Below are 24,015 nucleotides of genomic sequence, written 5' to 3' on the forward strand. Positions count from 1 at the left end.
CTGGTAGGCTGGGGGTTTGATCGCCACTCCCCATCGCCATTACGCCTGCCCCCGCCATGCAAGCCAGAGACCGTCTCCTCGCCCTCGCCATCGTCTGCGTCTGGGGTGTCAACTTCGTCGTCATCAAGGTAGGGCTGGCGGGCGTGCCGCCGATGCTGCTCGGCGCGCTCCGTTTCCTGCTGGTGGTCTTCCCCGCCATCTTCCTCGTGCCGCGCCCGCGCGTGCCGTGGCGCCTGCTGCTGGCGTACGGCGTGACCATCAGCCTGGGCCAGTTCGCCTTCCTGTTCTACGCGATGGCGGTCGGCATGCCGGCCGGGCTGGCTTCGCTGGTGCTCCAGTCGCAGGCGTTCTTCACGCTGGCGATCGCCGCGCTGTGGCTGGGCGAGCCGGTGCGCTGGCACAACATCGCCGGCATGGCGGTGGCCGCGGCCGGGTTGGCGCTGATCGGCTCGGGTGCCGCCGCCAGCGCCGGCGGCATGAGCGTGGCCGGCTTCGTGCTGACGCTGTGCGCGGCGTTCTGCTGGGCCAGCGGCAATATCGTCAGCAAGAAGATCGGGCCGGTCGACCTGCTGGGACTGGTGATCTGGGGCGCGCTGGTGCCGATCGTGCCGTTCGCGCTGCTGTCGCTGTGGGTGGAGGGGCCGGCCCGCATCGTGCAGAGCGTCACGCATGTGTCGGCCATGGGCATGCTCGCCGTGGCGTATCTGGCCTTTGCCGCCACCGTGTTTGGCTACACCATGTGGGGCCGGCTGCTGACGCGCTATCCCGCCAGCCAGGTGGCGCCGCTGACGCTGCTGGTGCCGGTGGTGGGGCTGGTGTCGGCGCATGTGCTGCTGGGCGAGCACCTGTCGCCGGCGCAATGGGCGGGCGCGGCGGTGGTGATGGCCGGCCTGCTGCTCAATGTGTTCGGCCAGCGCTTGTGGGTGGGCAGGGCGCTGATGCGCAGACAGGCAACCAGCAGGGGCGCCGCTGGCAAACCATGATTGGTGCCGGGCAGCCATGCCGGGCACCAATCATGCTGTTCTGCATCATTGGGTAAACACTATATGCGCACTCACGCATATACGAATATATTGGACGGCATGGAAGAGCTGGATCGCGTATTCGAGAAGGTGTCGGGCTACTTCAGCCTGCTGGCGGAGCCAACGCGGCTGAAGATCCTGCACGCCTTGTGCGATGGCGAGAAGCCGGTCAGCACGGTGGTCGAGACGGTGGGTTCGTCGCAGACCAACGTGTCGCGGCATCTCAACGCGATGTACCGCTCGGGCGTGCTGTCGCGCCGCAAGGAAGCCAACCTGGTCTTCTACGCGATTGCTGACGAAAGCGTGATCGAGCTGTGCCGCACCGTGTGCGTGCAGGTGGCCAGCCGGCTGGAGGACAACGCTCTGGCCTCCGGGGCAGTCGACCGCTTCATGGCGCAGCCCGAGGCAACGCCCGCGCGCAGGCGCCGGGCAGCAGGCTGAACGCGATCCGGCTCTTCCGGCCCATCGATCGCTGTCGCGCGAGGCGCGCGGCGGCACGAATAAAAGGCGGCGCGGCCCCACGGACGCAAGCTGCCGGAGGAGACGGCATTGCAGGAACGGAACCGGCCCGGGCGCATCGTGCCCGCGCCCGAGCACTTCGTCAGCGCATCGCTGCAGCAGGACATCGGCCGGCACGGCCTGGACGCGCCGCGGCGGGATTTCCTGCGCAAGAGCTTCCTCGGCGCCGCGGCAGGCATCACCGCCGCCACGGCCGGCCGGCACGCGCTGGCGGCGGACGGCGATCCCGCCATCCTGGAGCCCCAGCCCTGGGCCACTTCGCTCGGCCAGTCGGTCGCGGCCCGGCCCTATGGCCAGCCCTCGGTCCATGAGAAAAACCTGACCCGGCGCGAGTCGCCGGGCCTGACGCGCGTAGCGGCGGCGTCGGTCGCGTTCGCGCCGCTGCAGGGTTTCTTCGGCATCATCACCCCCAACGGCCTGCATTTCGAGCGCCACCACCAGGGCTGGCACGATATCGACCCGGCCCGCCACCGCCTGATGATCAACGGCCTGGTGCGCGCGCCGCGCGTCTACACCATGGACGACCTGATGCGCCTGCCGGCGGTATCGCGCATGCATTTCATCGAGTGCGGCGCCAATACGGGCATGGAGTGGGGCAACGTCGCCGTGCCGACGGTGCAGTACTCGCACGGCATGCTGTCGTGCTGCGAGTTCACCGGCGTGCCGCTCAGGGTACTGCTGGATGATGCCGGCGCCGACCTGCGCCGCGGCCGCTACCTGCTGGCAGAGGGCGGCGACGGCTCGTCGATGACCCGCACCATCCCGATGGAGCTGGCCGACGAGATCATCGTCGCCTGGGGCATGAACGGCGAGATGCTGCGCCCCGAGAACGGCTACCCGCTTCGGCTGGTCGTGCCGGGCGTGCAGGGCGTGTCGTGGGTCAAGTGGCTGCGCCGGCTTGAACTCGGCGACCGGCCGTGGAACGCCAAGGACGAGACCATCCATTACGTGGACATGATGCCGGACGGCAAGCTGCGCCAGTACACCTCGATCCAGGAGTGCAAGTCAGTGATCACCACGCCGTCGGGCGGCCAGCAGCTGGTGGGCAAGGGGTTCTACAACATCAGCGGGCTGGCATGGTCGGGGCGCGGGCGCATTACGCGGGTCGATGTCTCGGTCGACGGCGGCCGCAACTGGCGCACCGCGCGGCTGGAATCGCCGGTGCTGTCGAAGTGCCTGACGCGCTTCAACCTGGACTGGGTCTGGGACGGCGGTCCCGCGATCCTGCAGAGCCGCGCCATCGACGAGACCGGCTACGTGCAGCCGAAGATGGCCCAGTTGCGCGCCGTGCGCGGCACGCGCTCGATCTATCACAACAACGCGATCCAGAGCTGGCAGGTGGCAGCGGGCGGGGAGGTGTCCAATGTCCACGTGGGCTGAACGCTGCGCCGCCATGCTGGCGCTGGCTGCCGCCTGCGTGGCGCCATGCTGGGCCGCCGCCACGGCCGACGCTCGTGCGGCAATTGGCCGCACCGCCACCCCGGCCGAAGTGGCCGCCTGGGATATCGACGTGCGCCCGGATTTCAAGGGCCTGCCCAAGGGCAGCGGCACCGTGGCGCAAGGGCAGAAGGTCTGGGACGGCAAGTGCGCGTCCTGCCACGGCGATTTCGGCGAGTCCAACGAGGTTTTCACACCGCTGGTCGGCGGCACCACGGCCGAGGACATCAGGCGCGGCCGCGTCGCCGCCATGACTGGCAACCAGCCGTATCGCACCACGCTGATGAAGGTCAGCACGGTCAGTACGCTGTGGGACTACATCCACCGCGCCATGCCGTGGAATGCGCCCAAGAGCCTGTCCGTCGACGAGGTCTATGCCGTCACCGCCTACATGCTGCACCTGGGCGAAATCGTGCCGGCCGACTTCACGCTGTCGGACGCCAACATCGCCAGGGTGCAGGCGCACATGCCCAACCGCGACGGCATGACCACAAACCACGGCCTGTGGCCCGGCCGCGGCCGCCCGGACACGCGCAATACCGCCTGCATGAAGGACTGCTCGGGGCAGGTTTCGATCGCCTCGGCGATGCCTGACCATGCCCGCGGCGCGCACGGCGACCTGGCGCAGCAGCAGCGCGCCTTTGGCCCGGTACGCGGCGTTGGCGTGGCAGCAAGCTCGACGGCGCCTGCGAGTGCGGCATCAGACGCTTCATTGCCCGCGCCGGCCGGCGCCAGGCTGGCCAGCCAGTACCAGTGCGTGGCCTGCCACGCGATGGACAGGAAGCTGGTCGGCCCTTCGTTCGCGGACATCGCCGGCAAGTACAAGGGCCAGGACGCGCACGCCGCGCTGGCCAGGAAGGTCAAGGCAGGCGGGCAGGGCGCCTGGGGCAGCGTGCCGATGCCGCCGCAGCCGCAGATTCCCGATTCGGACGTCCATGCCATGGTGGGGTGGATTCTTGAGGCAAAATAGCGGGCTGGCCGCCGCAGTGCCCCCGAGGCGGCGGCCGGTGTATGCCGCGAAGCCGTTTGCAGTACGTGCCGAGCGGCCTTTGCCGTCCCCACGGCTTTACAGAGCTTGGAGAGCTTAACAATGAAGCAGTTTGTCATCGCAGCGCTGATGCTGGGCGCCGCCGCATCGGCCCACGCGGTCGATGCCGCCAAGGCACAGGAGATCGCCAACAAGAACGCCTGCATGGGTTGCCACCAGGTCGACAAGAAGCTGGTCGGTCCTTCCTACAAGGAAGTCGCCACCAAGTACAAGGGCGACAAGAACGCCCTGGCGACCCTGAGCAAGAAGGTCAAGAGCGGTGGTTCGGGCGTCTGGGGCCCGGTGCCGATGCCGGCCAACGCCGCCATCAGCGACGCCGACCTGAAGACCGTGGTCGAGTGGGTGCTCGCAGGCGCGCCCGCCAAGTAAAGCCTGACCGCCCCAGGGGCAGTCCATCGATGCGGGCCGTACGGCGCAAGCCGACCCGACCCGGACAGATCCAGCGGCCGGCAATGTACCGGCCGCGAGCAGGACACACGCAGTACAAGCAGGGCACAAGCTGGACAGACACACCAACGAGTACCGCCAAAGCGGTCACGCAAACCGATTGGGACGGAGTAGCCGGAGAGCAAAGACATGAATTCCAAACGACGAGAAGTGCTGCGGGTCACCGCTGTCCTGTCGCTGATGGCCGCCACCGGCCTGATCAGCGAGGCGCAGGCGGCCGAGTGGAACAAGGCCGCCTTTGACGGCAAGAGCGTTGCCGACGTGATCAAGGCGCTCGGCGGCAGCGGCACCGAGAAAAGCACCGCCATCACCTTCAACGCCCCCGACATCGCCGAGAACGGCGCCGTGGTGCCGGTGGCCGTGACCAGCACCATCCCGGATACCGAGCAGATCGCGATCCTGGTGGAAAAGAACCCCAATACCCTGGCCGCCGACTTCATCATCCCGGCCGGCACCGAACCGTTCGTCTCCACGCGCGTGAAGATGGGCCAGACCTCGGTGGTGCACGCCGCGGTCAAGGCCGGCGGCAAGTGGTACGTGGCATCGAAGGAAATCAAGGTCACGCTGGGCGGCTGCGGCGGCTGACGCCGGCACGCCCTCACCCCCGTTACCGAGATTTCCGCCAACTGCAACCGGAGAAACACATGGCAGACCCGATGCGCGTACGCGCCACCGAGAACGGCGGCGTGGTTGATGTAAAGATCCTGATGAAGCACGACATGGAGACCGGCCAGCGCAAGGATGCGTCCGGCAAGGTCATTCCGGCCTGGCATATCCAGACCGTGACCGCCCAGTGCAAGGGCAAGGAAGTGTTCCGCGCCCAGTTCGGCCCGGCGGTGTCCAAGGACCCGTTCCTGAACTTCAAGTTCAAGGGCGGCGCCAAGGGCGACAAGGTCGCCGTGACCTGGGTCGACAACAAGGGCGACAAGCGCACCGACGAAGCGACCATCGCCTGAGGCCGCGCGATCCCGGCCGTTGCCCGACATGTTGCCGGCACGCCGCGCCGTCCTCTGCTAAGGTTCGGGGCGAAATGCCGGGACGGACCCGGCCGGAAGGAGCATTATGCGGCGAGCGTTTATTCGAGCATCGGCGGCCCTGGCAGCCATCGGCCTGGCGGCAAAGGCCTCTGCACAATCCGGCCAGTCGACGCCGGCCGGCGCCGGCAAGGGCGGGCGAGTGAAGGTGGTGTACCAGTTGTCGGAAGGCATCGATCAGGCGGTGCGCGCGATGGGCAATCTGCGCAACCACCTGAATGGCGCCCCCGGCACCAGGATCGTGGTGGTCGCGTTCGGCTACGGCATCGATTTCCTGCTTGAAGGCGCCAAGGATGCGCGCGGCAACAGCTTCGAGAGCCCGGTGGGCGCGCTGGCCGCCGAAGGCGTGGAGTTCCGCGTGTGCCGCAATACGCTGACCGCACGCAGGATTACCGAATCGCAGCTGTTGATGGAAGCAAAAGTAGTACAGGCCGGTGTGGTCGAGATCGCCCGCCTGCAGGCCGAGGAAGGTTACGCCTATATCAAGCCCTGAGCCGGGCTGGCGGTGCCTGAAGGCAAGACAAGAGAAGAACGGCCCGTCCCGAGGCGCGGCCGCGAGGAGAAGCCCCATGAAACCGATCCGAAGCCTGGCCCGGCGCGCTGCGCTGGCCCTGGCCGCCACCGCGGCGGCCGCAGGCGCTGCCGCCGTGCACGCGCAGGGCAGCACCGCCGACGAAATCGCCAAGTACCGGCAGATGCTGGCCGAAGGCAATCCCGCCGAGCTGTGGGAAGCCGCCGGTGAAGAGCTGTGGAAAAAGCCGGCCGGCCCGAAGAACGCCTCGCTCGAGCAGTGCGACCTGGGCAAGGGCCCGGGCGTGACCAAGGGCGCTTACGCCGAGCTGCCGCGCTACTTCAAGGACGCCAACAAGGTGATGGACCTGGAGCAGCGGCTGGCCTGGTGCCGCGTGACGCTGCAGGGCCTCATGAAAGAAGAAGCGACCAGGAACCCGTTCTCGGCCTCGGGCAAGCCGTCCGATATCGAACGCCTGGTCGCCTACCTGACCGGCGAATCGCGCGGCGTGAAAATGAACGTGCAGCTCAACCACCCGGAAGAGAAGCGCACCTACGCCCTCGGCCAGAAGATGTTCTTCTACCGCGGCGGCGCCTATGACTTTGCCTGCGCCACCTGCCATGCGGTCGACGGCCAGCGCATCCGCCTGCAGGACCTGCCCAACCTGCTGACCGACAAGGGCGCGCAGGCTGCCTACACCACCTGGCCGGCCTACCGCGTGTCGCAGGGCGAGGTCCGCTCGATGCAGCATCGCCTGTACGACTGCCTGCGCCAGCAACGCTTTCCCGAACCCGCCTATGGCTCGGACGTGATCACCGCGCTGACCATGTTCCTGGCAAAGAACGCCAATGGCGGCACCTACGATGGCCCGGCGATGAAGCGCTGACCAGTACGGGAGAGACAACATGCAACGACACACCAAGGCACTGGCCGTCGCGGCCCTGGCCACCCTGCTGGCAACCGGCGCGTACGCGCAGGACAATGCGAAGGCCCGCCCCGCCAAGGGTAAGCCCGTCACCGTCAGCAACGCCGACATGAAGCACCTGATCGAGGATTCGTTCTCGTCCAGGGGGCCGGCCACCGTGGAGGGCGTGCTGAACCAGGACGCCATGCAGCAGGCCTGCAGCCAGTACCCGGACCGCAGCAAGGTGCCGGGCAAGGTGGCGAAGAAGATCGAGGCCGCCGAGCTCAAGCAGGTGAAATATCCCGCCGACAGCAACTGGCTCGGCGACTGGAAGGAAGGCGAGAAGGTCGCCCAGAACGGCCGCGGCATGCAGTTCACCGACCAGGTCGGCGGCACCAACGGCGGCAACTGCTACGCCTGCCACCAGATGACCAAGGCCGAGATCTCGTTCGGCAATATCGGCCCGTCGCTGTACCAGTACGGCAAGCTGCGCGGCAACTCGCAGGAAGTCATCAAGTACACCTGGGGCAAGATCTGGGATTCGAACGCCTATTCCGCCTGCTCCAACATGCCGCGCTTCGGCCACAAGGGCATCCTGACCGAGGCGCAGATCCGCGACGTGATGGCGCTGCTGCTCGACCCGGCCTCGCCGGTCAACCAGTAAGCCACCGTGCGTGCCGTCCTGCTGCGCTGGCTGCTGGCCGCGGGCCTGGCCTGCGCAGCCGGCGGCGCCGCCGCGCTGGAAGTGGGCGACACCGTGCGCCTGCCCGACGTGCAGACGCTCGACGGCCGCACGTTGCGCGCCGCCACACTGGCCGGCAAGCCGCTGGTCGTCGAATACTGGGCCTCGTGGTGCCCGTTCTGCGCGATGCAGAACCCGCGCCTGCAGAAGCTGTACGAGCGCACGCGCGGCACGCCGCTGCAGGTGCTGGCCATCAGCATCGACAAGGAGCCGCGCGAAGCCGCCGATTACATGAAGAAGCGCGGCTATACCTTCCCGGCGACGATGGATTCGGCCGCGCTGCAGGCCGTGTTCGGCAAGCGCAAGGGCTTGCCCGAGCTGTATGTAATCGACGCGCGCGGGCGCGTGGTGCAGAAGGAAGTGGGCGAGATGCTCGAAGACGACGTGGCCGCGCTGGAGCGTTACGCGAAGCCATAGCCATGCGATGCCGGACGCCAGGCGCCCACCGGCACGCACTTATCCACAGGAAGAGACATGAACCGACGCGAGTTCCTGCAGGTGCTGGCCATCGCCGGCGCCGGCGGCATGACTTTCCCCCATCAGGACGCGCACGCGGCGCAGGCCGCCGAGTCGATGTACGACCTGCCGCGCTTCGGCAACGTCCACCTGCTGCATTTCACCGACTGCCACGCGCAGCTGCGGCCGGTGTATTTCCGCGAACCCAACGTCAACCTCGGCATCGGCGACTACGCCGGCAAGCCGCCGCACCTGGTCGGCGACGCGCTGCTGCGCCACTATGGCATCCGCCCCGGCACGCCGCAGGCACATGCCTTGACCTATCTCGATTTCAGCGAGGCCGCGCGCCGCTACGGCAAGGTCGGCGGGTTTGCGCACCTCGCCACGCTGGTCAAGCGGCTCAAGGCGGGCCGGCCGGGCGCGCTGCTGCTCGATGGCGGCGATACCTGGCAGGGCTCGGCCACGGCGCTCTGGACCAAGGGGCAGGACATGGTCGATGCGGCGCTGGCGCTCGGCGTCGACGTGATGACGCCGCACTGGGAAATGACGCTCGGCGCGGACCGTGTCAGGGAAATCGTCGACAAGGACTTCAAGGGCAAGATCGCCTTCCTGGCGCAGAACATCAAGACCAACGACTTCGGCGACCCGGTGTTCGATCCGTACGTGATCCGCGAGATCAACGGCGTACCGGTGGCCATCATCGGCCAGGCCTTCCCCTACACGCCGATCGCGAATCCGCGCTACTTCGTGCCGGACTGGACCTTCGGCATCCAGGAGGAAAACCTGCAGCAGGTCATCGACGCGGCGCGCGGCAAGGGCGCGCAGGCGGTGGTGCTGCTGTCGCACAACGGGATGGACGTCGACCTGAAGCTGGCCTCGCGCGTGCGCGGGCTCGACGCCATCCTCGGCGGCCACACCCATGATGGCATGCCGGCGCCGGTGGCGGTGAAGAACGCCGGCGGCACCACGCTGGTGACCAATGCCGGCTCCAACGGCAAGTTCCTGGGGGTGCTGGATTTCGATGTGAGGGGCGGCAAGGTGGCAGATTTCCGCTACCGGCTGCTGCCGGTCTTCGCCAATTACCTGCCGGCCGATCCGGCCATGGACTCGCTCATCAGGAAGGTACGGACACCGTACGAACAGAAGCTCGGCGAAGTCCTCGCCGTCAACCGCGGCCTGCTGTACCGCCGCGGCAACTTCAACGGCACCTTCGACCAGCTGATCCTGGACGGCCTGATGCAGGTGCAGGGCGCGCAGATCGCGTTCTCGCCGGGTTTCCGCTGGGGCACCACGCTGCTGCCGGGGCAGGCCATCACCATGGAACACCTGATGGACCAGACTGCCATCACCTACCCGTACACGACCGTGACGGCAATGAGCGGCGAGACCATCAAGACCATCCTCGAAGACGTGGCCGACAACCTGTTCAACCCCGACCCGTACTACCAGCAGGGCGGCGACATGGTGCGCGTCGGCGGCCTGCAGTACACCATCGATCCCACCGCCGGCATGGGCAAGCGCATCACCGACATGCGCCTCGCGGGCAAGCCGCTGGAGGCAGGCAAGACCTACAAGGTGGCGGGCTGGGCGCCGGTGGCGGAAGAAGCGCGGGAGGCCGGCGGGGCGCCGGTCTGGGACGTGATGGCGCAGTGGCTGCGCAGCACGAAGGAGGTCACGGCGCGGCCGCTGAACCAGCCCAAAGTGCGTGGGATGGACGGCAACCCTGGCATCGCTGCCTGATGTTGTGCAGCATCCTCATGCCAGCCGGGGAGGATTGAAGGCCGCTGCCGAAGTAGGCTACAATCCTCCGCGACGGGCCGATAGCTCAGCTGGGAGAGCGCTGCGTTCGCAATGCAGAGGTCGGGAGTTCGATCCTCCTTCGGTCCACCAGATCTGGCGTTTCAAACGCTGTTTCAAACGCTTCACAAAGCCCCGGAAAGGCAAACTTTCCGGGGCTTTTGTGTTTTCAGGGTGCAATGTTGCGGTGTGCGGTAGCGAGGCGCCTTACGGTAGCGCTGTGTCTTGTCCGCACCTCGTGCGTCCGCCGGCCATGTCAGGCCACCCGCGTCGGCCGCCGGGCCTTCATGGCGGACGGGCGTACCTGTTGCAGCGCTCGCAGCGACTGCAGCGCGTCTTCCACGGCCTCGATGCCGTCGCGCAGGCGCGCCGTGGCATAGCCGAGCCGGCTTTGCGCATCGGCATCCGGCGTTGCCAGTTGCTCCAGTGCGTCGACTTCTGCCTGCATCTGGCCGATCAGGCGGCGCAGTTGCGAGGTGCTGTGCGAGGCAAGTGACCGAATCGCCATCGTGTGGGTCCTCCTTGCAGTGACCGGCAAGCCAGTCATCCTTTACGGTAAGGGCGTCGGATGAACTTCGCCAGCGCTGTTACGAAATCGGCACGATGGCGGCCGTGCGCCGCGCCTCTATTACTGCCAGCGGCGGCGGGTGGTGCCGCCGTCTCATCCTGGGCTATAGTCGCGCGATGGAACCGGAATCCGAAGAACGCGTTGACGCCCCGTGCGCCGGAGTGGGAGGCTGACGGCATGCGACCCGACCCCATGCAAGACGAGGCCGCAGGCTTTTCGGACGGACCCGGTGATACCGCCGCCGAAGCCGACGCCCGCCACCAGGCTGGCCGGCGCAGCACGCTGGTCAGCGTGGCGGTCAACATCGTCCTGACCGCAGCGCAGGCCGTGGCGGGCGTGATGGCCGGCTCGCAGGCGTTGCTGGCCGACGCGGCGCATTCACTGTCCGACCTGCTCTCCGACTTCGTGGTGCTGCTGGCTGCCTGGCAGAGCCGCAAGGATGCCGACACCGATCACCAGTACGGCCACCAGCGCTTTGAGACTGCGGCCTCGCTGGCGCTTGGCGGGCTGCTGCTGGCGGTGGGCGCGGGCATGCTGTGGGCGGCGGTGGGCAAGCTGCAGCATCCGTCCGGCGCCCAGCCGGTGCAGCCGGTGGCCCTGTGGGTAGCGCTGTCAACGCTGTTGTTCAAGGAACTGCTGTTCCGCTACCTGCTTGCGGTGGCGCGGCGCGTGCGCTCCGGCATGCTCGCGGCCAACGCCTGGCATGCGCGCTCGGATGCGGCGTCCTCGCTGGTGGTCGCGCTGGGCATCGGCGGCAACTTGATGGGCTACCACATGCTGGATCCGGTGGCGGCCATCGTGGTGGGGCTGATGGTCGCGCGCATGGGCCTGCGCTTCGGCTGGGACGCGCTCAGCGACCTGGTGGACCGCGCCGCCGACGAGGAAACCGTCGCCGCGATCCGCGCGACCTTGCTGGCTACGCCCGGCGTGCGCGGCCTGCATGACCTGCGCACGCGCAAGATGGGCGACCAGGTGCTGGTGGATGTGCACCTGGAGATCGACGGCACGCTCACGGTGAGGCAAGGCCATGCGATCGCCGTCGAGGCGCGGCGCCGCACGCTCGAACACCATCACGTGCTTAACGTGATGACACACGTCGACCCCGTATACGTCAGCGCTGTGCCGGCAGCAGCCCGGTGAGCGGCGGGTGTGGACATCTTGGCCTGCGACTGGGGATAACCTGCAGGACAAGCTGTGCCCTGCCTGGGGGTGTGCTGTGGGATGTATACGGAAAACACCGGGACAACTCTGGCTTCATTGCCGGCCACGTATACGTCGGCCTTCAGCTATCCCGGGAAAGCGGGGATGTCCTGCGCCGGTTATCTTTGCTGCAAGTCCCTGAGCCAGAAGCGAAAAGGTGACTTATCCACCGTGCCGCGGGCGGTTTACCTACTACTACTATGTTTACATACGTAAACAATACAAAAGACATAGAGACTGCAGTTGCTCAGAACGTATACCGGCCACGAACTGCATTGGCCGCGTATACGTCCTGCCCGTCCTGCCGCCCCCGCGTTAACACGGCACCTTGAACGCCTTGCGGGCGCGCATCACCTCCGCGCGCGTCGCACAGCCTTCCTGATGGTCGTTGACCAGCCCCATCGCCTGCATCAGCGCGTACATGGTGGTCGGGCCGACAAAGCGCCAGCCGCGCTTCTTCAGATCCTTGGACAATGCAGTCGATTCCGGCGAGGTCGCCATGGTGCGCAGCACTTCCGGCGTCAGCACCTTGGGCCGGCTGTCGGGATCTGGCTCGAAGCGCCAGAAATAGGCGGCCAGCGACGACTCGGTCTCCAGCAGTTCGCGCGCCCGCCGCGCATTGTTGATGGCGGCTTCGATCTTGCCGCGGTGGCGCACGATACCGGCGTCGCCCAGCAGGCGCTGGATGTCGCGCTCACCGAAGCGCGCCACCTTGTCGATATCGAAATTGGCAAAGGCCTTGCGGAAGGCCTCGCGCTTGCGCAGGATGGTGAGCCAGCTCAGCCCTGACTGGAAGCCTTCCAGGCACAGCTTCTCGAATAGGCGCCGGTCATCCGCGACCGGAAACCCCCATTCATTGTCGTGGTAGTGGCAGTAATCTTCGAGCGTGCCGCACCAGCCGCAGCGCACCGGCGCATCCGGTGCGTCCTTCCTGCTTGTCATAGTCAAGATTCCCGTTGAGAGTCCCGGCGCCGGCCAGCCTGTCGCCATCCGGGCCATTTGCTGCGATCATGCCCGCACCCGATCAATTGCGGAAGGCTGGAAATGGACATGCAACTGGCAACAATCGACGAAGACGGATGGGAGCTGGACGACGCCGAGCCCATCGCGGCCGCCCACCCCGACACCTTCTGGATGCCGCCGCGCGACGAACGCGAGGCCTTGCTTCCCGGCCAGCAAGCCAAGCTGATCTTCCGCATCCGGGTCGGGGACGAAACCGGCCGCGAGGAGATCCATGTCGAGCGGATGTGGGTCAGCGTGACCGGGCGCCAAGGCAGCCTCTACACCGGCGAACTCGATAACCAGCCCTACTGCACCGACGAGATGAACCCCGGCATGCCAATGTGCTTCGAGGCAAGGCATGTGATCAATATCTTCCGGGAAGGACAGGACGAGTCGTAGGCGCGATTCCTAAAAGCTGGCGGCCAGCCCGAGCGACACCCCGGACACGTTGTTGCCGAATACATAGCGCACCACGGCCCTGATGCGCGTCACGAACACTTCATGCGCGCTGGTATCGAGTTCCAGCCCGGTGCCGAGCGTGGTCAGATGGTTGAAGCCAAGGATGCCCGCCTGGCTGCCGAGGTACTGCGAGTGTGACAGCTCGAGCACGTAGCGCACCGGCCGGTCGAGCGCGCGCAGTCCGGTCGGCGCCCGCCAGCGGGCCCACAGGTTGGCGGTCTGCGCCGTCGCCGTGCCGGTGACCGAGCTGGCCGTGCCGCCGAAGCTCTGCAGGTGGATGTTGGTGTAGCGCAACTCGACGTCGACCTCATAGGTTTCGCGGTAGTGCTCCCAGTCCAGCATCACCGCGCCGCCCAGGCCATAGGCGTTCAGGCTGCCGCCGTCCAGGAAGTCGATGTTGCGGTCGGTAACCTGCTCGAGCGCAAACTTGCCGATCGACAGGTCACTGGACACATTGCCAAGCGAGGCATTGAAGATCGGCCTGAATACCAGTTCCTTGTTGGCGGTGATCGGGAAATCCCAGCCGATGCCGATGGTGCCGGAGAACGTGTTCCAGCGGGTCGGGATGGAGCGCGATTCGGTGCCGTTGCTGGCAATGAAGGTGGGATCGTAGCGGCTGTAGGCGATCGCGCCTTCCAGGTAGAGCGGGAACGACTTGCTGATGGTGAAGCCCCCGCCCAGCTGCGACATGACGATGCCGGGGTCGTCGGTGCTGGCGTTGTTGATCGACAGCGAGCTGGAAGTCAGGTCGGGCACCACCGAATACGCCATCAGCGACAGGACGGCATTGGCGTGCCGCTGCACGTTGGCCCCGACCAGCTGCAGCCCGTTGCCGGCCTGCCCGTGCGCGGTTCCCGCGGCCAGCAAGCCAAGCGCCGCTACAGCGGCGCGCCAGCGGACAGCGCGGCGCAGGCTGGCGCGAAGCCGGGCAGTCGGCAGGCGTACGGACATGGGTGTTCCCCCTTGCTCACGGCTTACACGGCTCACGTGGCGCGCCGCGAGGCGGCAGCCGTCCGACGCAATTCTATCCATGCGGGTGGGCGTGGGAACGATGCGCAAAAGTTTTCAGATCGGTTAGCCGAGGCGTTGAATCGGGCGCGCAGGCGGCAAAGCCTGGATCAGGCTGCCGGATGGCGGCGGGGCGTGCGCTGCGCGGCAGTATCGCTCTCGTCGGCCGCTTCAGGGCTGGCAGGCGGTGGGGGCCGGTGGCGGCCCAGCCACAGCATCAGCGCGCTGCCGGCCCAGCCGGCAACAAACACCGTATCGCCCGCCTGGTTCAGCCACTCACCGGCATCCGGCTGGCCGGCGAGCGACCACAGCCACTGTGCCGGCAGCCTGGCCGAGATCCACAGCGCGACCGCCGGCACGCTGCCGTAGACGCCCGGCTGCCACCAATGCGCGGGAAGAAGGAAGCGCCGCCCGGGGCGGCGCAGCGGGTTCGGTACCACGGAGTCTCCGGCCATCCTGCACGCGTGGCGTGCTGGCGGCGTCATGCGTTGGCCGCGGGGCTTGCCCGACGCGGCACTTGCCCCTCGGCTGCATCATAGGGTGCGGTGCCCGGCTGCGTCCCGGCACGCCCGCGGCGGAGTGTGGCCCAGCCCACGCCGCGCACGCCAGTTCAGTTTTTTTGCATGAAAGATGCGCAAAAGCGGGGCGTGCCGGGGGCCGATCTTTGCCAAACTCAATGGCAAGCCCACAGGACACTGAGCAGATCAATGAGACCCGACGCCATGCTCCCCGCATTGTTTATCTCGCACGGTTCGCCCATGCTGGCCATCGACCCCGGCCCCACCGGCGCGGCTTTCGACGCACTTGGCGAGCGCCTGCGCGCGCAACCGCCGCGGGCGGTGCTGGTGGTGTCGGCGCACTGGATCTACAGCACGCTGGCGGTCGGCAGCCGCGAGCGGCAGGAAGCCTGGCACGACTTCGGCGGCTTTCCGCGCGAGCTGTACGCACTGCGCTACGATGCTCCGGGTTCGCCGGAACTGGCCGCGCGCGTCAAGGCGCTGGTCGAGGCCGCCGCCATTCCCGGCGCCGGGTTTGTCGGCGAGGACGACGAGCGGCCGCTCGACCACGGCGCCTGGATGCCGATGCGGCACTTCTTCCCGGACGCCGATGTGCCGGTGGTGCAGCTGGCGCTGAATCCCTACCTGTCACCCGCCATCCAGATCGAGATCGGCCGCGCCCTGGCGCCGCTGCGCGAGGAAGGCGTGCTGGTGCTGGCTTCGGGCAGCTTCACGCACAACCTGCAGGAGGTGTTCGGCAGCGATGGCCGCCGCGACCAGCATGGGCCACAGGCCGAGCCCTATGTCGAGGCCTTCCGCGGCTGGATGCACGACGCGCTGGACGAGACGCTGGCCACCGGCGACACCCGCCGCCTTGCCGACTACCGCGCCCAGGCCCCGTACGCGCGCCGCGCGCACCCGACCGACGAGCATCTGCTGCCGTTCTACGTGGCACTGGGCGCGGCGCTGGGGCCGCTCACCGCAGGCGCGGGTACGCCGGCGGGCAGTGCGGCCCGGGTGGCCAGGGTGGCAGATGAAGTCACCTACGGCGTGCTGGCGATGGACAGCTTCGTGTTCGAGGGGATAGGCGCCGGCACGCCGCCGCTGCGCGCGGCCGCCTGAGTGTTGCTCCCGCCGCGGCTCAGCGGCCATCCTTGCGCGGCGGCAGGTAGCGCCGCGCCGAGCGCGCGCCGGCCAGCGCGATCCAGCCCATCGTGAGCGCCACCACGGCCAGCCCCACGCGCAGGTCGGCCAGGTGTGCCACGCCGCCGATCAGCACCGGCCCCAGCAGCAGCCCCAGGTAGGCGAAACGGGCCACGCGCGCAATCGCCTCGGCCGGTGCCACCCCAGGCAGCCGCGACGCGGCCACAAAGAAGATCGGCACCATGTTGGCCGCGCCCAGTCCCATCAGCGTGAAGCCCGCCAGCGCCGCCAGCGGCAGCGGTACCACCAGCGCCAGCACGATGCCGGCAAAGCCCAGCCAGGCGCTGCCGGCAAGCGTGGCGCCATCGCCCAGGCGCGCGCGCAGGCGGTCGCCGCCGAAGCGCCCGCACGCCATGCCGCCGGAGAAGGCCGCATACCCCAGGCTGATCCAGCCGGCCGGCGCGGCGGTCACATCGCGCATGTAGACGCTGGTCCAGTCATACATTGCGCCTTCGCCGATCAGTCCCAGGAACGCCAGCACGCCCAGCAGCCACAGCGCGCGCACCGCGTGGTCGCGATGGTGCCCGGCGCCAGGCATCACCGGGTGGTCGGGCAGCAGCCCGGGCATGGCCGCGAGCGCGGCCAGCGCGGTCACCCCCGCCATCATCGCCGCGTGCGCCAGCGGCGCCACCTCCAGCGCCAGCATCAGGCCGCCGAAGGCCGCGCCTGCCATGCCGCCGAGGCTGAACATGCCATGCAGCGCCGACATCACCGGACGCGGGCGGCTGGCCTCCACCGTGGCGGCCTGCGCGTTCATGGCCACGTCGAAGCCGGCATTGGCCATGCCGAACGCCAACAGCGCGGGAAGCAGCCACCAGAACGACGGCATGGCGAGGATCGCCATCGTGGCCAGCGCGAACACCAGGCCGCTGGCCGTCGCCGCGCGTGCGCTGCCGACGCGCGTGATCCAGCGCCCGACCGGCCCCATTGCCAGCAGGGCGCCGCCGGCGACCGCGAGCATCGCCAGCGACAGCATCGCGTCGGACAGGCCGAAACGCGCCTTGATGGTGGGGATATGCACGCCCCAGGTGGCAAAGGTGGCGCCGTTGACGAATAACAGCGCCATGGTGCCGCGCGTGGCGCGCGCGATCGCGCCCGGCGTGGAAGGGGCAATGGCGAGCGGGGCGGTGCCGGGTGGCGAGCTGGGATCGGACATGGTGATGCAGGGGCGCGGCCGGCGCCGTCGTGCCGGCCGCAAAAGCCCTTATTGTCGTGCATCCGCGCGACCGGGGCCCGGCAGCGCTACGGCGCGGCACCCGCCAGGCGCAGCAGCCCGCGCCGGTGCAGCGCGTAGCCGAACGCCAGCAGCGCGGCCAGTGCCAGCGCCAGCATGACCCACAGCATCAGCCAGTAGCCGCCCGCGGCCCGCCACAGCAGCGCGCCCAGCCACGGCGCGGCGGCCTGCATCAGCAGCACCGGCGTCATCATCAGGCCGTTCAGCGTGGCGTAGTGGTGGCGCGAGATCAGTTCGGGCATGGCCATTGCCCGCAGCATCGTATTGACGCCGTTGGCGCAGCCATACAGCACCGCGGCCACCATCAGCCAGGCGCCGTGGCCCAGCGCGAAGCAAAGCACTCCCGTGCTCATCAGCAGGTAGACCGGCAGCGACAGCCGCACCGGGTGGCGCACCGCCGCGCGCATCATCAGCATGCGGCCCACGACCTGGGCCGGGCCGATCAGCGCTGCCACTACCAGTTGCTGCGACACCGGCAGGCCTTTCTCGGTCAGCATCGGGATCAGGTGCGCGCCCAGCAGCGAGGCCACCACCGCGGTCGCGGTGAACGCCAGCACCACGGCCCAGAACACCGGCTGGCGCAGCGTGGTGCGCGCGATGCCGGCGCTGCCCGCGTCGGCGCCGGCGGTCGGCGTGCCGCTGTAGGTGGGATGCATGGCGTAGCGCATGCGCGCGTGCAGCGGCGCGCAGACCAGCAGGTTCAGCAGCGCGAAGCCAACCAGCGTGGGGCGCCAGCCGACATGCAGCACCAGCCATTGCGCCAGCGGCACGAAGATCGTGCTGGCGAAGCCGGCCATCAGCGTGACCACCATGATCGGCTTCTGGTACTGGTCGCCGTAGGCCTGGCGCAGCACCACGAAGGCGGGCTCGTACAGCGTGGTGGACATGGCCAGCCCGATCGGCACCCACATCAGCAGGAACATCGCGGGGGAGGGCGACCACGCCCACAGCAGCAGCCCCAGTCCGGCCAGCACCGAACCCGCGCCCATCACCCTGCGCGCCGGCGCGCGGTCCAGCAGCCGGCCTACCGCGAAGGAGCACATCGCCCACACCAGCAGGCCCAGCGAATAGCCGCCCGCGAGGAATGGCCTGGACCAGCCAGTGCCGCGGATCATCGGCTCGATGAAGACGGTGAAGGCGAAAAACAGCGTGCCCCAGGAGATGGTCTCGGTCAGGCCGAGGATCCAGACCAGCCGGCGTGGCGGCGTGGCCGGCTGCGCGGGTCCGGCGCGTGCCGGGCTGGCGTCTGCGGAAGAATCAGCGGTACTGGCGGCGTCCGGATCGGAGCTGGCTTCTAGCGTTGTCATGGCGGGCCCCGGCGGGGGAGTCGCCATGGCTGGCGGCGCGCGGGGCCAGTGGCAAATTGTAGCGATCCTGCGCGCACGCTGCGCGACGGTACGCGCCTTACTGCGCGGTCATCGCATCGACGATGCCTGGTGCAGGCGGACCCTTCAGTTCGACCACGTTACCGTCCGGGTCGCTGACGTAGAGCGACGGGCCCTTGCCTTCGGCCCCGAAGCGCTGCGCGACCTCGCTGGCCTGTACGCCGTGCCGGGACAGCCAGGCGCGCAGCGCGGACTCGTCGAACGGTTCGATGCGCAGGCAGAAATGGTCGAGGTTGCGCCCCTCCGCGCCCGGCCCCGCGCCGCCGGCGCGGCCCAGCGGGCCGTCCAGCGAGACCAGGTCGATCAGCGCGCTGCCCGCGCGCAGCTGCGTGAGTCCGAAGTCGGGCTGTTCGCGCTCGACGCTGCAGCCCAGCACGTCGACATAGAACCGTCGCAGCGCTTCGACATCGGCTGTGCGCAGCACCAGGTGGTCGAGATCGAGGATGCGGAACATGGCGGGCGTCAGTGGTGCAGGCCGTCGTAGTCGATGACCTTCAGGCTGTCCAGGTCGACATTGTCCAGGCAGCGCACGTTCACCGCCGCCATCGGCTTGCCGTCCTTGTCCTGGCCATCGGCGTACGGGCCGCAGCCGCACACCGGGCAGAAGCGGTGCGCGATCTTCATGGTGTTGAAGCGGTACGTCGACGCGTTGCTGTCGGGCGTCTCCAGCTTGAAGGTCGCGCGTGGCACGAACCACAGCAGGTGGCCGCGACGGCGGCAGATCGAGCAATTGCAGCGGATCACGCTCGGGATGCTTTCGGCCTCGACCTCGAAGGCAATGTTGCCGCAGTGGCAGCTTCCGTGGAACGTCATGGCGTCTCCTTGATCGTCAGTCTGTTGCTGCTGTGAACCGGTGGTGCGCCGCAATATGCCGGCACATTGTTAGCTTTTTGACAGTGTAGCGCCGCTGCGGGTGCCACAATGCCCGCACAACATGACGAGCGGATGCGCGGCCCGCGCGCACCCTCCCACAAAAGGAGACCAGCATGAGCGACACCCACGCGCCCGCGCGCGCGAGCTTCAGCCATATGGAACACGGCACCCGCGAGGACTGGGCGGCGATTTCCGCCGAGTTCATGCCGTATGCGCGGGCGCTGCCCGACCGCGTGCTGGCCCACCTGCGGCTGCTCGATGGCGATTGCGGAGGCTTCCCGGTGGACCGGCTGACGCACTCGCTGCAGACCGCGACGCTGGCGCACCGGGACGGGCAGGACGAGGAATACGTGGTCTGCGCGCTGCTGCACGATATCGGCGATACGCTCGGCAGCTTCAACCATCCCGATATCGCGGCGGCGATCCTGAAGCCGTTTGTCGGTGCCGAGAACCTGTGGATGGTGGAAAAGCATGGCGTGTTCCAGGGCTACTACTTCTTCCATCACCTCGGGCTCGATCGCAACCTGCGCGAGCAGTATCGCAATCAGCCGGAGCTGTTCGAGCGCACTGCCGAGTTCTGCCGCAAGTACGATGCGGCGGCGTTCATGACGGACTACGACACGCTGCCGTTGTCGTTCTTCGAGCCGATGGTGCGCCGGGTGTTGTCGCAGCCGAAAAATTCGATGTACGTGAAGCCGGGGGAGAAGGAGCTGGCGCAGCCCTAGCGCAACGGCGCGAGCGGACCGAATGTGCCCGCTCTCTCGCAGGCCCTCTCCCGCAAGCGGGAGAGGGCTGCAACAGCGTGCCTTACGCGGCCCGCTGCGACGTTTCCGGATGCCTGAACTGCTCCAGCAGTTTTTGCCAGCGCCCGCGCACCGCCTTCAGGTTGTTCTCCTTCACGTGCCCGAAGCCCCGGATATCGTCCGGCAGGTTGGCCAGCGCCACGGCGGTATCGTAGTTGGCGGCATTCAGCCCCGCCACGAGCTCATCCAGCAGGGCACGGTATTCGCCGATCAGCGCGCGCTCGGTGCGGCGTTCCCCGGTCTTGCCAAAGACATCGAACATGCCGCCGCGCAGGCCCTTCATCTTCGCCAGCACGCGGAACAGCGTCATCGTCGACGGACCGAACCTGCGCTTGACCAGATGACCCTTGTCGTCGCGCTTGGCCGTCGTCGGCGGCGCCAGCCAGAAATTGAGCTGGTAGTCCTTGCCCGGTTCGCCTTCGAACTGCGCGCGCAGCTTGTCGAGGAAGACGGGATCGGTATAGAGCCGTGCCACCTCGTACTCGTCCTTGTACGCCATCAGCTTGGCCAGGTTGCGCGTCGCGGCTTCGGTCAGCGGCAGTGGCTTGCCGCTGCCGGCCAATGCGCTTTCGGCCGTGCGCACGCGGTCGATCGCCTCGCGGTAGGTGCGCGCGTAGCCGGCGTCCTGGTAGGCCGTCAGGTGTTCCATGCGGCGGGCGACCAGCTTCTCCAGCATCGCGCCGGTCGAGGTCGGCAGCTTGACCACTTCCGCGCCTTCCGCGGTGCTCTGCAGCTTGCCGGTCAGCGACAGCACGTGCTCCGGATCGTGCGCCATGTGGCGGCCCCAGTCGAACGCGGCCTTGTTCTTCTCGACGGCCACGCCGTTGAGTTCGATGGCGCGTTCCAGTGCCTGCAGTGTCAGCGGGATCCAGCCCTTTTGCCACGCATAGCCGAGTACCAGCGGGTTGGTGTAGATGGCATCGCCCAGCAGCGCCACGGCGAGGCCGCTGGCGTTGATGAAGTCGCACTCCTCGCCGACGGCGTTGCGCACGTCCTGCTCGGCCGACACGCCCGGGAACTGCCACTTCGGATTCTTGATGAACTCGGCGGTTGGCGTCTGCGCGGTGTTGACCACGGCGCGCGTGCGGCCCGCCTGGGTCTTGGAGATGACTTCGTCGGTGGCCGACACGATGGCATCGCAGCCGATCACCAGGTCGGCTTCTCCCATCGCGATGCGCGTTGCGTGCAGGTCATCGGGGCGCGCGGCCAGCTGCACGTGCGACAGCACCGCGCCGCCTTTCTGCGCCAGGCCCGCCATGTCGAGCACGGTCACGCCCTTGTTCTCCAGGTGCGCCGCCATTCCCAGCAGGCCGCCGATGGTCACCACGCCGGTACCGCCCACGCCGGTCACCAGGATGCCGTAGGCGCGGCGGATCGGCGGCAGCTCGGGCGCCGGCAGCGCGGGCAGGCTGTCCATCGACACGCCGTGCTGCTCGGGCTTGCGCACCTGTGCGCCTTCGGCCGAGACAAAGCTCGGGCAGAAGCCGTTCAGGCACGAGAAGTCCTTGTTGCACGACGACTGGTTGATCTGGCGCTTGGTGCCGAAATCCGTCTCCAGCGGCTCCACCGACAAACAGTTCGACTTGACCGAGCAATCGCCGCAGCCTTCGCACACCGCGTCGTTGATGAAGACGCGCCGCGCCGGGTCTTCCATCGTGCCGCGCTTGCGGCGGCGGCGCTTTTCGGTGGCGCAGGTCTGGTCGTAGATCAGGATGGTGCAGCCCGGCACTTCGCGCAGCTCGCGCTGCACGCTGTCGAGCTGGTCGCGGTGATGGATGTCGATGCCCTGGGGCAGCTTGATCGCCGCGTTGTACTTCTCCGGCTGGTCGCTGACGATGACGATCTTCTTCGCGCCCTCGCTGTGCACCTGCCAGGCGATGTCCTGCACCGACAGCTGGCCGTCCACCGGCTGGCCGCCGGTCATGGCCACCGCATCGTTGTACAGGATCTTGTAGGTGATGTTGACGCCCGCTGAAATGGAAGCGCGTATCGCCAGCAGCCCGGAGTGGAAGTAGGTGCCGTCGCCCAGGTTGGCGAACACATGCTTGTCGCCCGCGAACGGTGCCTGGCCGATCCATGCCACGCCTTCGCCGCCCATCTGGCTGAAGGTGCTGGTATTGCGATCCATCCACACCGTCATGTAGTGGCAGCCGATGCCCGCCAGCGCACGCGAGCCCTCGGGCACGTTGGTCGACGTGTTGTGCGGACAGCCCGAGCAGAACCATGGCTTGCGCTCCGCCTTTTCCTGTCCAGCCACGCGCGGCGTGGCCAGGGCCTTTTCCTTGGCCTCGATGATGGCCAGGCGCGCGGTGATGCGTGCGCGCACGTCCATCGGCAGCTCGAACTTGTCCAGCCGCGTGGCGATGGCCTTGGCGATGATCGCCGGCGACAGTTCATAGTGAGCCGGCAGCAGCCAGTTGCTCTGCGGGATCGACCATTCGCCGCCGGCGTTGTCCTTCTCGTCGAACTTGCCGTAGACCTTGGGACGGACATCGTCGCGCCAGTTGTACAGCTCTTCCTTGAGCGCGTACTCCATGATCTGGCGCTTCTCTTCGACCACCAGGATTTCCTGCAGCCCTTCGGCAAAGGCGCGCGCGCCATGCGCTTCCAGCGGCCACACGCAGCCGACCTTGTACAGGCGGATGCCGATCTGTGCGCAGGTGGCATCGTCCAGGCCCAGGTCGGCCAGCGCCTGGCGCGTATCGAGGTAGGCCTTGCCGCCGGTCATGATGCCGAAGCGCGCGTGCGGTGAATCGATCTCGATGCGGTCCAGCTTGTTGGCGCGCACATAGGCCAGGCCGGCGTACCACTTGAAGTCGAGCAGGCGCGCTTCCTGTTCCAGCGGCGGGTCGGGCCAGCGGATATTCAGGCCGCCCGGCGGCATGATGAAATCGTCCGGCAGCGCGATCTGCACGCGGTGCGGGTCCAGCTCGACCGAAGCCGACGATTCCACCACGTCGGTCACGCACTTCATCGCCACCCACAGGCCGGAATAGCGGCTCATGGCCCAGCCGTGCAGGCCGTAGTCGAGGTACTCCTGCACGTTCGACGGATACAGCACCGGCAGGCCGCAGGCCTTGAAGATGTGCTCCGACTGGTGCGCCAGCGTTGACGACTTGGCCGAGTGGTCGTCACCGGCCAGCACCAGCACGCCGCCGTGCCTGGACGAGCCAGCCGAGTTGGCGTGCTTGAACACGTCGCCGGTGCGGTCCACGCCCGGCCCCTTGCCGTACCACATGCCGAACACGCCATCGAACCTGGCATCCGGATACATGTTCACCTGCTGCGACCCCCACACCGAGGTCGCGGCCAGGTCCTCGTTGAGGCCCGCCTGGAAGACGATGTTGTGCGCGGCAAGGTGCTTCTTGGCCTTCCACAGCGACAGGTCCAACGCGCCCAGCGGCGAGCCCCGGTAGCCGGAGATAAAGCCGGCGGTATTCAGGCCGGCAACGCGGTCGCGCTCCTGCTGCAGCATCGGCAGGCGTACCAGGGCCTGCGTGCCGCTGATATAGATGCGGCCACGCTCCAGCGTGTATTTGTCGTCGAGGGAAACGTTTTCGAGCGCGCGGCGGATGGCGTCGCTGACCGGAGGGGTCAGGGGGGCATTCATAGGTGCTCCTCTATGGGGCGTGTGGTCGGGATCACCGACACCTGCAGTTGTGGGCAACCGCCTCGCGGCCTCTTGTGGAGGCGTTGGGCGGCTGTGTCTCTGCGCGGCATGGTAGCACCGCCGTGCGGTCGGCGGTACCTTGCAGCGCAGCACGAAACGTGCCCGTCGCAACCGTGTTTTCCCGTACGGATGGGGGTTCGCGTGTACACTGCGTTGCATCGAGAACGCCGGCGATGCCGCCCCGCAGTCTTCGATG

Annotated in this window: 25 protein-coding genes and 1 tRNA gene; 17 read left to right on the forward strand and 9 right to left on the reverse strand. The window is 67.8% G+C overall.

The window, feature by feature from the left end:
* Positions 1-56 precede the first annotated feature (56 nt).
* The 13 genes from J8I34_RS11450 (at position 57) to J8I34_RS11510 (ending at position 10,010) form a co-directional block, all read left to right on the forward strand.
* Positions 57-983 carry an EamA family transporter gene (locus J8I34_RS11450; RefSeq protein ID WP_209806080.1) on the forward strand — a complete coding sequence of 309 codons (927 nt, stop codon included), beginning with the start codon at positions 57-59 and terminating at the stop codon, positions 981-983.
* 63 nt (positions 984-1,046) lie between these two features.
* A complete protein-coding gene (locus tag J8I34_RS11455; protein ID WP_029046630.1) occupies positions 1,047-1,463 on the forward strand; it encodes an ArsR/SmtB family transcription factor in 417 nt (138 codons plus the stop codon).
* A gap of 108 nt (positions 1,464-1,571) precedes the next feature.
* Positions 1,572-2,921, forward strand: a complete 1,350-nt coding sequence (soxC, locus tag J8I34_RS11460; RefSeq protein WP_209806081.1) for a sulfite dehydrogenase — start codon at positions 1,572-1,574, stop codon at positions 2,919-2,921.
* A complete protein-coding gene (locus tag J8I34_RS11465) occupies positions 2,905-3,948 on the forward strand; it encodes a c-type cytochrome (protein WP_029046632.1) in 1,044 nt (347 codons plus the stop codon). Before soxC ends, J8I34_RS11465 begins: the two co-directional genes overlap by 17 nt.
* 120 nt (positions 3,949-4,068) lie before the next feature.
* Positions 4,069-4,395 (forward strand): c-type cytochrome, encoded by a 327-nt coding sequence (locus J8I34_RS11470; protein ID WP_035826540.1) that lies wholly within the window; start codon positions 4,069-4,071, stop codon positions 4,393-4,395.
* Positions 4,396-4,602: 207 nt separating this feature from the next.
* Complete coding sequence (soxY, locus tag J8I34_RS11475; RefSeq protein ID WP_209775855.1) at positions 4,603-5,058, forward strand: thiosulfate oxidation carrier protein SoxY; 456 nt, start codon at positions 4,603-4,605, stop codon at positions 5,056-5,058.
* 59 nt (positions 5,059-5,117) lie between these two features.
* Positions 5,118-5,429, forward strand: coding sequence for a thiosulfate oxidation carrier complex protein SoxZ (gene soxZ / locus J8I34_RS11480; RefSeq protein WP_209761369.1), 312 nt, complete (start codon positions 5,118-5,120; stop codon positions 5,427-5,429).
* Between the two features lie 106 nt (positions 5,430-5,535).
* Entirely contained in the window at positions 5,536-6,000 is a 465-nt protein-coding gene (locus J8I34_RS11485) for a DsrE family protein (RefSeq protein ID WP_029046636.1), read from the forward strand.
* A gap of 76 nt (positions 6,001-6,076) precedes the next feature.
* A complete protein-coding gene (gene soxA / locus J8I34_RS11490; RefSeq protein WP_209806082.1) occupies positions 6,077-6,904 on the forward strand; it encodes a sulfur oxidation c-type cytochrome SoxA in 828 nt (275 codons plus the stop codon).
* A 19-nt stretch (positions 6,905-6,923) separates the two neighbouring features.
* On the forward strand, positions 6,924-7,586 hold the full coding sequence (gene soxX / locus J8I34_RS11495) for a sulfur oxidation c-type cytochrome SoxX (RefSeq protein ID WP_209806083.1): 663 nt from the start codon (positions 6,924-6,926) through the stop codon (positions 7,584-7,586).
* 6 nt (positions 7,587-7,592) lie between these two features.
* Positions 7,593-8,081, forward strand: a complete 489-nt coding sequence (locus J8I34_RS11500; protein ID WP_209806084.1) for a TlpA disulfide reductase family protein — start codon at positions 7,593-7,595, stop codon at positions 8,079-8,081.
* A 57-nt stretch (positions 8,082-8,138) separates the two neighbouring features.
* Positions 8,139-9,860 carry a thiosulfohydrolase SoxB gene (gene soxB, locus J8I34_RS11505; RefSeq protein WP_209775850.1) on the forward strand — a complete coding sequence of 574 codons (1,722 nt, stop codon included), beginning with the start codon at positions 8,139-8,141 and terminating at the stop codon, positions 9,858-9,860.
* 74 nt (positions 9,861-9,934) lie between these two features.
* A tRNA-Ala gene (locus J8I34_RS11510) sits at positions 9,935-10,010 on the forward strand.
* A 163-nt stretch (positions 10,011-10,173) separates the two neighbouring features.
* On the opposite strand, the gene J8I34_RS11515 is transcribed toward J8I34_RS11510, so the two are convergent.
* Positions 10,174-10,425 carry a hypothetical protein gene (locus tag J8I34_RS11515; protein ID WP_209775849.1) on the reverse strand — a complete coding sequence of 84 codons (252 nt, stop codon included), beginning with the start codon at positions 10,423-10,425 and terminating at the stop codon, positions 10,174-10,176.
* A gap of 237 nt (positions 10,426-10,662) precedes the next feature.
* On the opposite strand from J8I34_RS11515, the gene J8I34_RS11520 reads away from it, so the two are divergent.
* A complete protein-coding gene (locus J8I34_RS11520) occupies positions 10,663-11,625 on the forward strand; it encodes a cation diffusion facilitator family transporter (RefSeq protein ID WP_209775848.1) in 963 nt (320 codons plus the stop codon).
* Between the two features lie 375 nt (positions 11,626-12,000).
* Here J8I34_RS11520 and J8I34_RS11525 read toward each other — a convergent pair whose 3' ends face one another.
* Positions 12,001-12,627 carry a DNA-3-methyladenine glycosylase I gene (locus J8I34_RS11525; protein WP_029046643.1) on the reverse strand — a complete coding sequence of 209 codons (627 nt, stop codon included), beginning with the start codon at positions 12,625-12,627 and terminating at the stop codon, positions 12,001-12,003.
* Between the two features lie 102 nt (positions 12,628-12,729).
* Between J8I34_RS11525 and J8I34_RS11530 the strand changes: the two genes are divergently transcribed.
* Entirely contained in the window at positions 12,730-13,086 is a 357-nt protein-coding gene (locus tag J8I34_RS11530) for a DUF2314 domain-containing protein (RefSeq protein WP_029046644.1), read from the forward strand.
* 9 nt (positions 13,087-13,095) lie between these two features.
* Here J8I34_RS11530 and J8I34_RS11535 read toward each other — a convergent pair whose 3' ends face one another.
* Entirely contained in the window at positions 13,096-14,097 is a 1,002-nt protein-coding gene (locus tag J8I34_RS11535) for a hypothetical protein (protein ID WP_232232365.1), read from the reverse strand.
* A gap of 167 nt (positions 14,098-14,264) precedes the next feature.
* Entirely contained in the window at positions 14,265-14,594 is a 330-nt protein-coding gene (locus tag J8I34_RS11540) for a hypothetical protein (RefSeq protein ID WP_369796415.1), read from the reverse strand.
* Between the two features lie 282 nt (positions 14,595-14,876).
* On the opposite strand from J8I34_RS11540, the gene J8I34_RS11545 reads away from it, so the two are divergent.
* Positions 14,877-15,773 (forward strand): DODA-type extradiol aromatic ring-opening family dioxygenase, encoded by an 897-nt coding sequence (locus J8I34_RS11545; protein ID WP_209806105.1) that lies wholly within the window; start codon positions 14,877-14,879, stop codon positions 15,771-15,773.
* A gap of 19 nt (positions 15,774-15,792) precedes the next feature.
* Here the strand turns inward: J8I34_RS11545 and J8I34_RS11550 are convergent, their stop codons facing one another.
* The 4 genes from J8I34_RS11550 to J8I34_RS11565 all read right to left on the reverse strand — a co-directional run bounded on the left by J8I34_RS11550 (position 15,793) and on the right by J8I34_RS11565 (position 19,286).
* The gene (locus J8I34_RS11550; RefSeq protein WP_209806085.1) at positions 15,793-17,010 is read right to left on the reverse strand and encodes an MFS transporter; all 1,218 of its coding nucleotides are present in this window, start codon (positions 17,008-17,010) and stop codon (positions 15,793-15,795) included.
* A gap of 86 nt (positions 17,011-17,096) precedes the next feature.
* Positions 17,097-18,395 carry an MFS transporter gene (locus tag J8I34_RS11555; RefSeq protein WP_209806086.1) on the reverse strand — a complete coding sequence of 433 codons (1,299 nt, stop codon included), beginning with the start codon at positions 18,393-18,395 and terminating at the stop codon, positions 17,097-17,099.
* Positions 18,396-18,492: 97 nt separating this feature from the next.
* The gene (locus tag J8I34_RS11560) at positions 18,493-18,927 is read right to left on the reverse strand and encodes a VOC family protein (protein WP_209775842.1); all 435 of its coding nucleotides are present in this window, start codon (positions 18,925-18,927) and stop codon (positions 18,493-18,495) included.
* A gap of 8 nt (positions 18,928-18,935) precedes the next feature.
* Positions 18,936-19,286, reverse strand: coding sequence for a GFA family protein (locus J8I34_RS11565; protein WP_209761355.1), 351 nt, complete (start codon positions 19,284-19,286; stop codon positions 18,936-18,938).
* A gap of 173 nt (positions 19,287-19,459) precedes the next feature.
* Here J8I34_RS11565 and J8I34_RS11570 point away from each other — a divergent pair, with 173 nt between their 5' ends.
* The gene (locus tag J8I34_RS11570; RefSeq protein ID WP_209775841.1) at positions 19,460-20,071 is read left to right on the forward strand and encodes an HD domain-containing protein; all 612 of its coding nucleotides are present in this window, start codon (positions 19,460-19,462) and stop codon (positions 20,069-20,071) included.
* 82 nt (positions 20,072-20,153) lie between these two features.
* On the opposite strand, the gene J8I34_RS11575 is transcribed toward J8I34_RS11570, so the two are convergent.
* Positions 20,154-23,759, reverse strand: a complete 3,606-nt coding sequence (locus J8I34_RS11575) for an indolepyruvate ferredoxin oxidoreductase family protein (protein ID WP_209806087.1) — start codon at positions 23,757-23,759, stop codon at positions 20,154-20,156.
* Positions 23,760-24,015 lie beyond the last annotated feature (256 nt).

Origin of the sequence: Cupriavidus phytohabitans (assembly GCF_017815025.1) — a bacterium.
In the GTDB taxonomy this organism is placed as follows: Bacteria; Pseudomonadota; Gammaproteobacteria; order Burkholderiales; family Burkholderiaceae; genus Cupriavidus.

Bases quoted from the DNA above. Each gene is read 5' to 3' on its own strand.
- soxA (WP_209806082.1), top strand. From the start codon at position 6,077: ATGAAACCGATCCGAAGCCTGGCCCGGCGCGCTGCGCTGGCCCTGGCC.
- J8I34_RS11535 (WP_232232365.1), bottom strand. From the start codon at position 14,097: ATGTCCGTACGCCTGCCGACTGCCCGGCTTCGCGCCAGCCTGCGCCGC.
- J8I34_RS11560 (WP_209775842.1), bottom strand. From the start codon at position 18,927: ATGTTCCGCATCCTCGATCTCGACCACCTGGTGCTGCGCACAGCCGAT.
- J8I34_RS11465 (WP_029046632.1), top strand. From the start codon at position 2,905: ATGTCCACGTGGGCTGAACGCTGCGCCGCCATGCTGGCGCTGGCTGCC.
- soxX (WP_209806083.1), top strand. From the start codon at position 6,924: ATGCAACGACACACCAAGGCACTGGCCGTCGCGGCCCTGGCCACCCTG.
- J8I34_RS11520 (WP_209775848.1), top strand. From the start codon at position 10,663: ATGCGACCCGACCCCATGCAAGACGAGGCCGCAGGCTTTTCGGACGGA.
- J8I34_RS11530 (WP_029046644.1), top strand. From the start codon at position 12,730: ATGGACATGCAACTGGCAACAATCGACGAAGACGGATGGGAGCTGGAC.
- J8I34_RS11565 (WP_209761355.1), bottom strand. From the start codon at position 19,286: ATGACGTTCCACGGAAGCTGCCACTGCGGCAACATTGCCTTCGAGGTC.
- soxB (WP_209775850.1), top strand. From the start codon at position 8,139: ATGAACCGACGCGAGTTCCTGCAGGTGCTGGCCATCGCCGGCGCCGGC.
- J8I34_RS11570 (WP_209775841.1), top strand. From the start codon at position 19,460: ATGAGCGACACCCACGCGCCCGCGCGCGCGAGCTTCAGCCATATGGAA.
- J8I34_RS11515 (WP_209775849.1), bottom strand. From the start codon at position 10,425: ATGGCGATTCGGTCACTTGCCTCGCACAGCACCTCGCAACTGCGCCGC.
- soxY (WP_209775855.1), top strand. From the start codon at position 4,603: ATGAATTCCAAACGACGAGAAGTGCTGCGGGTCACCGCTGTCCTGTCG.
- J8I34_RS11550 (WP_209806085.1), bottom strand. From the start codon at position 17,010: ATGTCCGATCCCAGCTCGCCACCCGGCACCGCCCCGCTCGCCATTGCC.
- soxZ (WP_209761369.1), top strand. From the start codon at position 5,118: ATGGCAGACCCGATGCGCGTACGCGCCACCGAGAACGGCGGCGTGGTT.
- J8I34_RS11575 (WP_209806087.1), bottom strand. From the start codon at position 23,759: ATGAATGCCCCCCTGACCCCTCCGGTCAGCGACGCCATCCGCCGCGCG.
- J8I34_RS11470 (WP_035826540.1), top strand. From the start codon at position 4,069: ATGAAGCAGTTTGTCATCGCAGCGCTGATGCTGGGCGCCGCCGCATCG.
- J8I34_RS11555 (WP_209806086.1), bottom strand. From the start codon at position 18,395: ATGACAACGCTAGAAGCCAGCTCCGATCCGGACGCCGCCAGTACCGCT.
- J8I34_RS11450 (WP_209806080.1), top strand. From the start codon at position 57: ATGCAAGCCAGAGACCGTCTCCTCGCCCTCGCCATCGTCTGCGTCTGG.
- J8I34_RS11545 (WP_209806105.1), top strand. From the start codon at position 14,877: ATGCTCCCCGCATTGTTTATCTCGCACGGTTCGCCCATGCTGGCCATC.
- J8I34_RS11525 (WP_029046643.1), bottom strand. From the start codon at position 12,627: ATGACAAGCAGGAAGGACGCACCGGATGCGCCGGTGCGCTGCGGCTGG.
- J8I34_RS11455 (WP_029046630.1), top strand. From the start codon at position 1,047: ATGCGCACTCACGCATATACGAATATATTGGACGGCATGGAAGAGCTG.
- J8I34_RS11485 (WP_029046636.1), top strand. From the start codon at position 5,536: ATGCGGCGAGCGTTTATTCGAGCATCGGCGGCCCTGGCAGCCATCGGC.